Source organism: Polycyclovorans algicola TG408 (genome assembly GCF_000711245.1).
GTDB lineage: Bacteria > Pseudomonadota > Gammaproteobacteria > Nevskiales > Nevskiaceae > Polycyclovorans > Polycyclovorans algicola.
Genome location: NZ_JOMH01000001.1, coordinates 2,510,252 through 2,522,945, shown reverse-complemented (window position 1 = coordinate 2,522,945; position 12,694 = coordinate 2,510,252). Strand labels below are relative to the sequence as shown.

General features: G+C 59.7%; 11 protein-coding genes. 3 read left to right on the top strand and 8 right to left on the bottom strand.

Translation table 11 applies throughout. The features are described 5' to 3' along the window. Position 1: 1 nt before the first annotated feature. The 8 genes from U741_RS0112030 to U741_RS0111995 all read right to left on the bottom strand — a co-directional run bounded on the left by U741_RS0112030 (position 2) and on the right by U741_RS0111995 (position 8,039). Positions 2 to 871 (bottom strand): DUF4384 domain-containing protein, encoded by an 870-nt coding sequence (locus U741_RS0112030; protein ID WP_152551600.1) that lies wholly within the window; start codon positions 869 to 871, stop codon positions 2 to 4. An 87-nt stretch (positions 872 to 958) separates the two neighbouring features. Next, positions 959 to 1,258 (bottom strand): SUMF1/EgtB/PvdO family nonheme iron enzyme, encoded by a 300-nt coding sequence (locus U741_RS20015; protein ID WP_366504373.1) that lies wholly within the window; start codon positions 1,256 to 1,258, stop codon positions 959 to 961. A 12-nt stretch (positions 1,259 to 1,270) separates the two neighbouring features. Next, positions 1,271 to 2,338, bottom strand: a complete 1,068-nt coding sequence (locus U741_RS0112025) for an RNA-directed DNA polymerase (protein ID WP_029890708.1) — start codon at positions 2,336 to 2,338, stop codon at positions 1,271 to 1,273. Continuing rightward, positions 2,335 to 2,688 (bottom strand): four helix bundle protein, encoded by a 354-nt coding sequence (locus U741_RS17870; protein WP_152551598.1) that lies wholly within the window; start codon positions 2,686 to 2,688, stop codon positions 2,335 to 2,337. The genes U741_RS0112025 and U741_RS17870 overlap by 4 nt, the downstream gene beginning before the upstream one ends. A gap of 118 nt (positions 2,689 to 2,806) precedes the next feature. Next, entirely contained in the window at positions 2,807 to 4,561 is a 1,755-nt protein-coding gene (locus tag U741_RS18510; protein ID WP_052378757.1) for an SUMF1/EgtB/PvdO family nonheme iron enzyme, read from the bottom strand. Between the two features lie 159 nt (positions 4,562 to 4,720). Continuing rightward, positions 4,721 to 5,191, bottom strand: a complete 471-nt coding sequence (locus U741_RS19265; protein ID WP_152551597.1) for a hypothetical protein — start codon at positions 5,189 to 5,191, stop codon at positions 4,721 to 4,723. A gap of 130 nt (positions 5,192 to 5,321) precedes the next feature. Further along, positions 5,322 to 6,656: a PPC domain-containing protein gene (locus U741_RS19005; protein ID WP_084154838.1), complete on the bottom strand. Its 1,335-nt coding sequence runs from the start codon at positions 6,654 to 6,656 to the stop codon at positions 5,322 to 5,324. A 66-nt stretch (positions 6,657 to 6,722) separates the two neighbouring features. Next, positions 6,723 to 8,039, bottom strand: coding sequence for a serpin family protein (locus tag U741_RS0111995; RefSeq protein ID WP_161776215.1), 1,317 nt, complete (start codon positions 8,037 to 8,039; stop codon positions 6,723 to 6,725). 484 nt (positions 8,040 to 8,523) lie between these two features. Between U741_RS0111995 and U741_RS0111990 the strand changes: the two genes are divergently transcribed. From U741_RS0111990 to U741_RS0111980, 3 genes are all read left to right on the top strand, one after another. Further along, positions 8,524 to 9,324 carry a caspase family protein gene (locus tag U741_RS0111990; RefSeq protein ID WP_161776213.1) on the top strand — a complete coding sequence of 267 codons (801 nt, stop codon included), beginning with the start codon at positions 8,524 to 8,526 and terminating at the stop codon, positions 9,322 to 9,324. An 89-nt stretch (positions 9,325 to 9,413) separates the two neighbouring features. Further along, positions 9,414 to 11,237 carry a caspase family protein gene (locus U741_RS18505; protein WP_029890703.1) on the top strand — a complete coding sequence of 608 codons (1,824 nt, stop codon included), beginning with the start codon at positions 9,414 to 9,416 and terminating at the stop codon, positions 11,235 to 11,237. Positions 11,238 to 11,328: 91 nt separating this feature from the next. Continuing rightward, on the top strand, positions 11,329 to 12,666 hold the full coding sequence (locus tag U741_RS0111980) for a caspase family protein (protein WP_029890702.1): 1,338 nt from the start codon (positions 11,329 to 11,331) through the stop codon (positions 12,664 to 12,666). Positions 12,667 to 12,694: the final 28 nt, after the last annotated feature.

Genomic DNA, 12,694 nt, shown 5'->3' with positions numbered 1-12,694 from the left:
TCTATGGCGACGGCTCAGAACGGTTTGAAACGGTTGAGACATCGAAGCGCCTCACCGCCAGCGTCCCGGCGTCCTTCTGATGCTGTAGCCATCGCAGGTAGCCCGCTGCATCAACCTCGCCCGCCATCACGTCGAATCTTTCCAACGCGAACGGAAGGGGCGCTTCACTCACGATCAACCACACCGACTCCCGGCCATAGGGCGGCTCCGGCTGCAGCTCTCCCAACTCCAGACGTTCACCCGCTTCCAGTGGCGTATAGCGGTCGCCTTCGTACAGGGGATAGAGCCGCAGCAGCCTCCCGTCCGGCGTGAGGTTCAGCAATTGCACGTAGCCTGCATGCGGCGCCTCCACCGAAACGTTCATCTGACTGCCTTCGGCCAGCATGCCGGTTGGATTGTGGACATCCGCCACCAGCGGCGTGCCGTCGGTTGCGTCAATCAGGGCCCGCTCCAGTGTCAAACGCTGGATGGCCAGTGCCACTGTGGCTGTATCGTCTACATCCATAACGCGACGGCCAAAGCTGTCGATGACCGCCCTTGCCGAAATATCCCACACCAAGTCGGCGTCAACTGCCGACGCCGCACAGGCGTCCGGCAATGCGGCAAGCGCCTCGGACTCCGCAGCGGCACCAACGCCAACAACCGCCAGCCGCACGGCGCATCCGCGCTCAACTGAATGAGTCATAGACAATGGCCAAGTGGACAGCTCTTTCTGCGCGTCCTTCTTCGTGAGCTGGGGGCTGTTCTGCCCAACTTTTGCCTCAAAAGGCGGATTCGCAGGCTGCTCCACCACCACCGTGTGCGCAGGCCATTCAGCATCGTCAATCCACAGCAACGTGATCAGGGCGACCAAGCCCAGCACAGCCGACACGCTGGCAACATGACGACACAAGAATCGCACAGGCAGTAAGCGCTCCCAAGCAGCAGACACGACCTTCCCTATCGGGATGGGCACACATCACGCCTGAAAAACGCCCGGTCTTCGGCATGGCCTACCAACCGGGCGCTCATGCCTCCTTGCTCTGCTGTTCGGCCCAGCCTCCCTGCTGAACCCAGACACGGCATCCATGGACACCCACAACCGTCGCACTGGCGACACCCGTGAGTGCCGCCATTCCGGACACCCGGCAAGCCGGGCTGTAGCGGGCGGACTGGCGAGACGGAAGCCCTGGTTGTTGTTCGCAGCCGTGGCGGTGTTCCTGTTGCGGTTCGCAGCCCGCAGGTTCGCGGGTTGATTGTTCCAGGAGCCGCCGCGCACCACGCGCCGGGCTCACGCTCGGATGCCGGCCCGGGAGAACGATAGCGCGTCCAGCATCTGCCGCCGCAATCCCCACGAGTCGGCGTGCTGCACATGACCGATCCAGGCACTCACCGACTGCCGAACGGCATCAAGCCCGAGACGCCCCGCCGCGTAGCCGCGGGCCAGCCGCCGCAGCCGGTGCCGCGCGCGGCGCGGGTTCTCGGCGCGCAGCCAGCGCTGGGACTGCGATACCTGGTAGCCCAGCACATCCACCTTGCGGTCGCTGCGCATCACCTGCGCCTTGTTGGGGTGCAGATGCAGGCGCAAGCCCGCAAGCTGGTCGTCGATGGCGTCTTGCAGGCCCCATAGCGCCGCCTTGTCGTCACCGAGCATTATCAGGTCATCCACGTAGCGCAGGTAGCCGCCCCGGTGATGCTGCGCAATCCAGTGATCCACGCGGCTCAGATACAGGTTGGCCAGCACCTGGCTGGTGAGGTTGCCAATCGGCAGCCCGCGCGTATGCGCCAGCGGCGTCAGCAGATCATCCCCGGCAAAGTAGGCCGGTGCGGCGGCGGTGAGCGGCGCCTGCTCAATGATCACCCCGAACAGCCGCAGCACCTCGGCCTCCTTGAGGTAGCGCGCCAGCTCCACCTGCAACAGGCCCCGGTCGATACTCGGGAAATACTGGCGCACGTCCAGCTTCAGCACATAGGCATAGTGCCGCGCCCAGCGCTGGTACTGGTTCACCGCCGCGTGCACGCCCTTGCCGGCGCGGCAGGCATAGCTGTGGAAAAACATCCGCCGGTCCAGAGGCGGCTCCACCACCCGCATGAGTGCGTGGTGCACCACGCGGTCGTCAAAGGGCGCGGCCGAGATCAGGCGCGGCTTGCGGTCGTATACCGTGAACTGCCGGTAGGCACCGGGCCGCCAGGTGCCGGCCGCCAACTGCTCGCGCAGGCGCCGCAGCTCGCCTTCCAGATTCAGCGCAAAGCGCGCCACCGCGTCGCGGTCGCGCTTGCCGCGCCGCGCGGCGCGAAAGGCCGCTTCCAGATTTTCTGGGGCGATGATTTGCGGCCACAGGCCGCCAATACGCTTCATGGCGGGGCCGTCTGGCTGCGGGTCCAGAGCCCGATCTGTTGCCCGATGTCCACCATGCGCTCGGCGGCGTATCGATGCGCCTTCGGCGCCACCGCCTTGACCTCCAGCGCCACACGCCAGAGATGCCGCAGGATCTGCAGGCGCACATTGGCATCGCGCAGGTGCGCCGCTTTCTCTGCTTTCGGCGCATAGGTAGCCAGCAGCAACCGTTCCAGCACGCCCAGCGCCTCGGTCTCGATACGCGCGCCCAGCGTGTAGCGCCGGCTGCGTGGAAACGCATCGAGCTTGACCACCAGCCAGGTGATCAAGTCATGGCAGGCGTCGATGGCCTGCGGGGTCTTGGGTTCCACACCACCCTCCAAAAAATCGCGCGGCGCCGCTCCGCGGCGCAAAAAAACAGACACAGCACGCGCCTGGCGGCGCGCCACAGCAGGGTAAAAGCGTTAAAAGGGTAAGAGGGTAGAAGGGTCAATCGGTCCTGGCGAGACGGAAGCCCCGGTCGTTGAGCGCAGCCGTGGCGGAGGTCCAGTTGCGGGGCGCCGCCCGCAGGTTCGCGGGAAGAGTGACCCAGGAGCCGCCGCGCACCACGCGCCGGGTGCAGTCCCCAGCGGCCCACACCGCGCCATTCGTTGGTGCGCCCACATAGCCCTCGTTCCAGCAGTCTTCGGTCCATTCCCAGACATTGCCGGTGGTGTCGTAAAGCCCGAAGACGTTGGGCTGGTAGCGGCCCACCGGGCCGGTGTTGGCATAGCCGTCGTCACACTTGGCGCCGCCGGTCACGCCCGGCCAGCCCCGCCACTGGGCATACTGCGTGTCGGCGTTATTGGCATAGCGACACGCCTGTTGTGGATCACTGCCCCAAAACCACGGCGTGCTCGTGCCGGCACGATTGACATACTCAAATTCAGCTTCGCTCAGCAGCCGATAGCGCTTACCCGTCTTGCGACCCAGCCACTCCGCATACGCCTTGACCTCGTTCCACTTCACGCACACGACAGGGTGCTTATCGTCCTGCGCAAAGCCAGGATCGCGCCAGCTCTTGTCGTTCTGCAGCACCCACTTGTTTTGGGTGGTGTCTAACATCGTGCAGCCCGTGCTGCCGCTGCGGCCGCTCTCGCTCAGAAACTGCCGCCACTGGCCCCGCGTGACCTCAAACTTGCCCACCGCCAGAGCGTAGTCAATCCGCACCTCGCGCACCGGGCCTTCGTCGCCGTGGCGGTCGGCCTCGTGGCTGGGACTGCCCATCTGGAAGCGCCCGGTAGGGATGCGCACCATCTCGGGACAGTCTTCACAGTCTCGGAACACCGTGCCCGCGCTCAGGCCGCCGAGGCTCCCAGGCCGCAGCAACACGCCGCCCGCGCCATATTGGCTCTGCGTCACCGGGGCAGGCGCACTGCCGCCAGACGAGGGCGGCGGTGCGACGGGCCGTGGGCGGGTGAGGGAGGCAACTTGGGTCTCTCCAGCACCACCTGCGAGGTACAGATCTCCAAAAAGCGAGCTATTTTCCCAGGGGATCTGCCGGCGGTTGGTCGCGTTGGCCACCGCCAGGCGCACGCGGCCCATGACCTGTCGAATTTCCAACCCCGGCTGGGGCAGGTATTCCAACAGCGCGGCGGCGAAGGGGCTGTTGCCGGTGCTGCCGTCGTCGGCGACGTTGTCGGGGTCTGTGGCAAACGCGATCAGGGTGCCGCCCGCAGCCGATTCCACGCGTGCCAGCCCGCGCCCCACACTGCGGGTCGCGTTAGACATTTTCATGCGGCGGCTGAAGGGGTTGTCCCGGCAGGCATCCAGAAAAATCAGTCGCGTTTCGGCGCTGGACACCGAGCTGAGCAGCAGGTCCAGATCCACGGCCTCCACGCGCAGTGAAAGGTCATCCTCGAGCCGGGCATCCACGGGAATCAGGTAGTTGCGGCCATCCACCTGCATGCCGTGGCCTGCGTAGTACACCAGCGCCACGTCTGCGCCGCTGGCTTGCCGCCCAAACTGGAGTACACCGCGCTCCATGGCCCCTTTGCCTGCGTCCCGCACCTCGGTCACTTGAAAACCCAGGCCCTTGAGCGTGCGGGTCATCGCCGCCGCGTCATTGGCCGGATTCGGCAGGTTGGTCACGTGCTGGTAGGCGCCATTGCCAATCACCAGCGCCACGCGCTGCGCAGCTTGCGCATGCCCGCCCATACACAACAACAACAACAGCGCCACGAACCGCGTCGTCCAGTCACACATACGTCTGCCTCACCCGTTTGCCCTGAACTTACCTATCGGGATGGGGTGTCGAATGAAGGAAAATCACGCGGCTTCAGCGTCCGCCGGTGGGACCCACATCGGCCAATGAACGTGCCTATTGCCCGTATTCATCGCACCGTGGTCCAAGGTCTCACCCGGTTACTTGTGAATGGGATGAGCCGACTCTTGCACCCAAGAAATACTGTAGGGCACGCATGAACCGGTCAGCCGCGGCCGGATGGACACGGCACCATGGTCCCCGACGTTGACTGCTGCAGGCGGGCGCAGCAAATCCAGTAGCTCACCGGCCTCAAGTGCAACCGAATTGTGGTGATTGAGCACTCGAACGGTGACTCGGCGATCGTCAATTGCTTCGACGACGACCGGCACATCCTGGGAATCGCCGTATTCGCATGGTCCGCCAACAAGAAATAATTGGCACGCGCTCAATAGTGTACACAGGAGCAAAACAACACAGCGGCAAAGCCCGCGATGGGCTGTTGGGACTAGATTGCGGAATGCAAATACACCACCGATGCTGGCACCCCTTCTGACCGCTTTTTTCAAGAGGATTTGCATCCAAGGACCGTATGATGATTGCGCAAAACCAATATGCAAAAAGACATTCATTGCCCAGCTCTGCATCAAACATTGAGGGCCTTGCGACCATTTGCAAGGCCCTCAATCTATAAAGATCATAAGTTGACAGTAAGGCAATCGATCTTATTTTCGATTCAGAAAAACATCAATAAATTAAAGATCATAAGTCATCTATATTGGATCGAAATGGATAAGGGCAAGCGTCTCTTCTGAGATTCGGAAAGCCAACGAACTCATCATTAGCCGCGTCGTAAGAAAGCAATTCGACTTGTCCATCTGGCTGGCCTGTGTATACAAAGTAAGGCCCTGTCACCGGCTGGAATTCTCCTGCACTATTGACCACCGCGCCCCACTTGCCCCCAGGGCCAGCGCGTCCGGGAAATTCTACTCCAAAGCTGTTCCGCAACACGGATGTACCGTCGGAGTTGAAAGTCAAACAAAATTGGAAGCCGGTATCAACGCGGGTGTCATGCAACGCAGGTATATCAAATTTCAGCAATCTTTCAGTGCCATTAATTTCGACACACTGAAAGCCCGCAGGTAAGTTTGAGCTCGGGCACTGAAGATTCAGCCCCCCATTTCCACCGCCGCTTCCATCATTTGATCCGCCATCACCCCCATTGGAACCGTTTCCTCCGCCTGAGCCGTCATTGCCCCCATTGTTACCGTCACTGTCTGAACCACCGTTTCCACCGACGGTTGCCTCAGCAACCAAACTAACACCACTATAAGCCGTAAAGCCGAACAAACCCACCTCCCATTCACCGGCAGTCGGACTTTCAATACTACAGGATTCTGTATTTCCAATATTCTCAGAAAAGCATTCTTCACCATTCGGGCCAATCACGTCGAGATCAACATCTCCAGAACCACCGGTAGTTTGGACTGCAAGCACTGAGGTGCCAGTTGGCACATTCACGAAGAACGGGCGATATGAACCTTCAGCTCCGGATTGATTGGCAACTGAGACCAGGGTTTCAGTTCTACTATTCTCGCTGTCACCATCGCCCGAGTTTCCGTTGCCATTGCCTGGATTCGAGATATCGACGCCAGCATCATCTGTCGTTGCAATCAATGACACTCCAGAATAGGCTAGAAAACCATCCAGCAGAATGTCCCATGTCCCGGAAGACGGCTGGTCGAAAAAGCAACTTTCATTATTATCACTCTCGAATGAAGAGCATTGCTCACCATTTGGTCCGAAAACATCGAGATCCACATCACCCGTACCGCCAGAAGTTGTAACGGCTAATACTGCTGCGCCGGCAGGCACAGTGATTTGAAATGTTCGGAATGAATCCTGCGCGCCGCTTAGGTTCGTTTCTCGAAGCAAAATCGCACCGGGCGGAGAATTCATATCTGCCTCGCCACCCACAACGTTTGCGCCGTCACCGCCGCTGCCACCGCCACCGCCACAGGCAGCGACTAGTGCCGATATTAATAGCAAGCTAGATCTTGAAATACAAAACTTACTTTTTCTTATCGCGTTCATCATAAAATTTTACCTCTTGTGAAAATTACTTAAATCGGAGTTATTCTTCGATTGCCTTTGATCTATCAATCAAGGCTCAGAGATCACCGCTAGCATTACTGCACCGCCACTCGCCCGATCAACCAAGGCGGCGATAAATGGTCGGTCTACGGTGAAATCGACGGGCGCTGCCATTGGTGCTGCACTGCGCACACCAATAATGGCCGTCGCGGCACTGGCTTCGGCACCTTCTTCATCCACGGTGAACGTGGTCTTGTGCACAACGCTGCTCACGGTCAGCGGTTCGTTGGCCATACCGCCAAAATCGGCATCGGCTGCAAAGATGGGTGCCAGGCCAATCGCTTCGAGCGTTTCGCGGTATTCGCCACCATCGGTTAGATCAAATTTTGGCAGTCGCAGCTGCACGGGTTGCGTCCTGGCCGAGACAAAGCTCAACGATTCTGCAAACGACTCGGGTGTGAAGGATTTGAGTACCGCTTCCGGGTTGCTTTCTCTGTCCGGCAGCAGGACGGTCAGGACGAAGCGCTCGCCCGCGAAGGGGATCTGCACCGCCTGATACCCGGGTTTCTGGGCGTAGTGAAGCGGCCGTTCGTCATGGAGGCTGGGCACATCTCGCTTGCCCGTTGTTGCCACAAAAGGTAGCGGCCGAGTTTTCGAAGGGTCAAATGGGTGCAGCCATGTGCCCTTGAAATACAGGGCATTGCCGATTAGAAATCTCGTGCTGGGCGACAGGTCGGTGAGGAGTTCGGGAATTTTCCCTCCCGTTTCGCCCTTGAACCATTGATTGATTTCGCCAAGAGTCTCTGGTGATGCGAAATCGACGCTCTGAATCATGGCGCCAAAGCCCTCCTCGGCCCTCTCTACAAAGGACGCCAACGGCATTAGATCTGGCGAATGGTAGAGCGCGTTGGCGCTGCTGAACTGAATATTCTCGCCAGTGGCATCTTTCAACGCCTTTAAGCCGTCTCCCACCTTCTCGAGCAAGGCGGCATCTTCAGGCAGGCTCAGTCCGAATACTTTGGCGAGCGCCGTAGCCGCTTCACCTCGCGCCCCTTGCGCGAGCAACCCTAGGGCAGCCCCGACGCTGGTAGGAGAGAGCATGACGTTGTCACGCGGCGCCGAAGCCAGCCTTTGAATCAGCAGCGAGAGTCCCAACTTTGACAGTGTTGAGTTCGCAGTCGGGTCGTTATGGCTGGCGGCATCAGCCTGATCAACGATCGGCTGCCCGCCATCTACTCCATGGGATGAGTCCGTGTGCTCGGCAGTAAAGCCCTCGACATCGGGCGCAGACGTTGTTGGATCGGTAGCCGCGCTAGCCGACGATAGATGCCCCGCGCAGGCGATACCAAGCACAATCATCACGGTGACACCCATTGCCCGTTGCATGAGCCGAGCGCCCTCCGAATGTCGGACCCTCGCTACAGGACTGACAGTGATTTGCAAATTGGGCTGCATTGCTCACGCTCCACATGTGTCAGGAATTTCATGGACAAGTCAGGTCTAGAGTTGCGCCCCGCCTGCAGTGGAACTATCGGGATGGGGTCCCAAGCCGATCGTGTGATCGTGTCCCTTGACGTGGTGTAGCTCCTTGATCTGACGGTGGGCTGCTGGCTGCCTGCTGCACTGGGGGAAGTCCAGTAGCAACACCCCATCCCGATAAAGTCTGCATACACCCGCGAGGAGAGTGCTTGTGCGCACTACAGTGGCGTTATCGGTCGTGTTGCTATGCGCTGCCTGTGCTTCATCTGGCGAAAGGGATGTAATAGGGCTGGCTTCCCCAGAGCCTTCGCGTGAGTTTGTGCGGAACGCGGCCGGGCCTTATGTGCAACGTGAAGCTGCGGCCTACCCCGAACCTGCGGAACGTGAAGTTGTGACGACGCCTGCGGTGGTTACACAGCCAGTTTTCTCGCCCGTCGAGAGTTGGCAGGGCATCGAGCAGCCTTCGCATCATGTCGAGCAGCGCGTGGCGCTGGTCATTGGCAACGGCGCATACCAGCATGTTCCGCAGTTGCCCAACCCGGGGCGAGATACCGATGCAATGGCGGAAACGCTTCGCGGTCTTGGCTTCTCCGTCACCACGGTGAAGAATGCGACACGGCGTGACCTTGGGCGGCGGGTCATCGAGTTCGGCCGCAGCGCCAGTGACGCCGACGTGGCGCTGGTCTTCTATGCTGGCCACGGCATTCAGGTCGATGGTGCCAACTATCTGCTGCCAATTGACGCGGTGTTGCAGGACGACCTTGCGCTATCTGAAGAGGCTTACAAGCTCTACGACCTTCTTGGTGCTGTCAGCGGTGCCCAGACTCGGCTGATCCTCATGGACGCCTGCCGGGACAACCCCTTTTCCAACAGGATGCGTCGAACGGTGGCGACTCGCAGTATTGGGCGCGGTTTGGCGCGCGTGTCATCGCAAACGGGCGGCACGTTGATCGCTTTTGCCACGGACCCCGACAACGTCGCCGCCGATGGCGTTGGCAACAACAGCCCCTTCACGCAAGCGCTGCTGACGGTGCTGCCGCAGCCGGGTCTTGAGATACGTCTTGCCATGGGACGGGTGAGGGCTGAAGTGGCCCGCATTACCCAGAATCGACAGATCCCGTGGGTCAACGAGTCGCTGTTTGGCGAAGTCTATCTGGCAGGGCCAGGCGCGAGCATGGCAACACCTCCGTAAAACCTACTGTATTCGGGCTACATGTGTGGGCGAACGCTCTCCCCCAAGTCGCCTGAACGATTGGTAAAACCACTGATGAGTTCCGAGTTATGAAAATGAAATGTGCTGTCGTCAAGTTGTCTGTCATTGCGTTATCGCTACTGTTCTCGGCCGCGGCATCTGCCTCGCAAAAGGTTGCTTTGGTGATTGGCAACGACCGCTATGAGCGCGCCCCACAGCTCGCGAATGCCGGAAACGACGCGACTGACATCGGTGCCAAGCTCAAGGAGCTGGGCTTCAGCCTGGTCGGCAACCAGGTCCACCAGAACGTCAGTCTGGTTCAGCTCAATCGCTTGGTGCGCGATCTGGCCGAGGCCGCCGCGCCCGGAGACACCGCTCTGTTCTACTTCGCAGGGCATGGAATTGCGGGTGACGGCGACAACTTTCTGCTGCCGGTCGACGATGGCGGTTTGACGGTCTTTGAGGATGTTCCGGACTACGCTTTATCGTTACAGCGTGTTTTGCAGCGGATCGGCCAACGCGGAAGCGGAATCAACCTCGTGATTCTCGACGCCTGTCGTGACAACCCCTTGCCCAGCCGAACGAGATCAAGCTCCACCGTCGGCCTCACCCGTGTTGCAGCCCCACTCGGCACCCTGATCGCGTATGCGGCGGACGAAGGGCAGGCCGCCATGGATGGTCGAGCAAGAAATGGGCTCTTCACCGGCGCACTACTGGAGGTTCTGACGGTCCCAGGACTGAGAGTGGACGACGCGCTGGCGGAGGTGACCCGCCGGGTTCGCGAGGCAAGCAACGGCCAGCAGGTGCCGGTTCGCGAAAGCAACCTGGAGTCCGTCCTCTATTTCATTCCCCCGGCGCGGCAGGGAAGCAACGCCGAACTCGCCCTTTGGGAGCAGATCCGAGAGCAGCCGAATCCAGATCGGGTGCGTCAGTATCTTCAATCTTACCCAGAAGGCCAGTTTGCAGAGCTTGCGCGCCTGATGCTGCAACCTTCGAGTACGGCGCCGCAGCAAACCCTTGATGTCGGCACAATCGATTTTGACCGTTTGAATCAGACGCACCGACAGATGAAACTGCCGGATGATATTCGTGGACTGCTTGATCCGCAGCTTGTATCGAAGCTTGAAAGTGACCCATTCTTTAATTTTCCATTCGAGACGCGAACACTCAGCTATGAAAAAACAATCGAGTATGATCTTGACCTGCAAAAAATTCAGGACGGTGCTGTGACGCAGCAGCAGGTTGGATCAGGAATGAAAATAGTCGCGGATGGCCTGCCAGGAATACTTCGCTACTCCAGTCAAACTAAAACAGAAAGCATGGACTTATCCACAAACGGAGTTGTGGCCATGGGCGGGCTTCTCTCCCTGATTTCCATTTCTGATGCGGGAATTAAAAATACTGAGAAGTTGGTTGATGTTCAAACTTCAGGAAAGGTTTTTCCCCTTGGCGAAGGGGAGAGGTTCGCATGGCTACAGACCGTGGAACCCAGCACGGCAATAGAAGGGTTTCCTTCTAAGATGGAGACCCGAAATGATTGTCAAGTGACCGCACTTCGCTCATACGGAAATGATTTTCCTGCACCAGGGTTTGGTTATGGCGTTGTTTGCGAAAGCCGGAATCTATTTGGTGCAGAGTCTTCGAAAGTTACTCCAATGGTCTTTGAGTATTTGTTTATTTCCGAGATCGGTCAATTTATTCAAACCTCTTTTCAGCCCGGGGCGCAGGGCGGAGATCACTATCCTTTGGCAATCGAGATTATGACGGCTGGATTGATGGGAACCGAACCCAGCCGTGTAGCCCAAAGGTTTACGGGGAGACTCCAAGAATGCAACAACAACCTACGCCGCTTGGAGCCAAAAGGGATTTCAGATTATGAGGCCTGCTCAGCCAGATTGCTCTCTGAATCATAGGCTCTGGGAAGACGGCAGAAAAATAACTGGCTCAATGATGGTGATATCGCGCCCCCTTAATGTTCTGCTCTGCCTTTTGATGGCCGTGGGCATGAGTGGAACCGCATCAGCCAACCGCCTTGCGCTGGTGGTGGCCAATGAAACCTACAGCCGGGCGCCGTCGGTCAGCCATGCCTCGGCGGACGCGGCGGAGGTAGCCACCGCGCTGCAAGCGGTGGGTTTCAAACTGGTCGGCGACTCGGTGCAAAGAAACGTGACCCGTGCCCAGCTCTACCGTCATCTCAGGACCCTGGCCGACGCTTCTGAGAATGGCGAGGCCGCCCTCTTTTACTACGTCGGCCATGCCGTGGCGGGTACGGACGACAACTACCTGCTGACCAGTGACGACGCCGATATTCAGCACATTGACGATTTGAGTGTAAGTGCGGTCTCGGTCAACAGCGTCAAGCGTCGGCTGGACTCTGCCTCAGGGCGGATGAGCATTCTCATCCTCGATGCCTGCCGCGACAGCCCGCTGCCCACCGGCTTGCGATCGGCGGGTTTGGGTCGTGGTCTTGCACGCGTCTCGGCGCCGGCAGGTGGCTTTATTGCCTACTCTGCCTCCCCGGGTCAGGTGGCACGAACGGACGCCCGTGGGCGCAGTCTGTTTGCCAGCGCGCTCGTCGCCCAGCTCACAGAGCCGGGCATGCGAATTGATGATTTATTCGGGGCCGTGTCACGGCGTGTGAGAGAGCAAACCGACGGTGCGCAAGTACCTTGGCGATTGAGCAGCCTTGAGCAGCCTTTCTATTTCCGGCCGGGGGGCGCCGAGGTGGCGATGGCACCAGGCGCTTCCGCTGAGATGGCTTTCTGGGACACCGTGAAGACCAGCGGTCGCAGAGACCTTGTCGAGGCCTATCTCGGGCGTTATCCCGCAGGGCAATTTGCCGATGCCGCCCGAAGCCTGCTGGATGAACTTCCGACGGGTGGGGATCGCTACTCGCTCGATACCGACAGCCTCGAGCCCCTTCCGGATCTCGCGGCTGCCTTTTTGGCCCTGCAAGCGGAACAGGAAGCAGCGGGGCGGCCAAAGCCGCCAATCGACATACCCTCGGAATTTGGCCTGAATCTTTCGGTCGAGGTGTCATTGGCCCAGCGGAGCCTGGCCAAGTGCCGCGACTGCACGAGCGATTGTTCAGCCATCACCCGGTGGCAACTTAACCAGGCCCTCAAGGACATGCACCGCGCCGCGGCGCCGTTCAGTGAAGCGGGCCAGTGCTACGACCTTGCCTTTATGCAGGTTGCCATCAATGCCCGCCGTGCAATCGGTGGATCCTGCAGCGCTTTGGCCGACACGGAGGCATCCATGATGCGATCGCAGTTTGACCCGCAGTATGCGATTTTGACCTCTGGGTGCCGGGATTATCTGGCCCGGGGGCGCCGCAAATGAGGACGCTGGCCACCTACGACAGAGACTT

What these genes read in the sequence shown, in the direction of transcription:
- U741_RS0112025 (WP_029890708.1), bottom strand. Translation starts at nt 2,338, where the DNA reads ATGAAGCGTATTGGCGGCCTGTGGCCGCAAATCATCGCCCCAGAAAAT.
- U741_RS18510 (WP_052378757.1), bottom strand. Translation starts at nt 4,561, where the DNA reads ATGTGTGACTGGACGACGCGGTTCGTGGCGCTGTTGTTGTTGTTGTGT.
- U741_RS19265 (WP_152551597.1), bottom strand. Translation starts at nt 5,191, where the DNA reads ATGAATGTCTTTTTGCATATTGGTTTTGCGCAATCATCATACGGTCCT.
- U741_RS19005 (WP_084154838.1), bottom strand. Translation starts at nt 6,656, where the DNA reads ATGATGAACGCGATAAGAAAAAGTAAGTTTTGTATTTCAAGATCTAGC.
- U741_RS0111995 (WP_161776215.1), bottom strand. Translation starts at nt 8,039, where the DNA reads ATGCAACGGGCAATGGGTGTCACCGTGATGATTGTGCTTGGTATCGCC.
- U741_RS18505 (WP_029890703.1), top strand. Translation starts at nt 9,414, where the DNA reads ATGAAAATGAAATGTGCTGTCGTCAAGTTGTCTGTCATTGCGTTATCG.
- U741_RS0111980 (WP_029890702.1), top strand. Translation starts at nt 11,329, where the DNA reads ATGAGTGGAACCGCATCAGCCAACCGCCTTGCGCTGGTGGTGGCCAAT.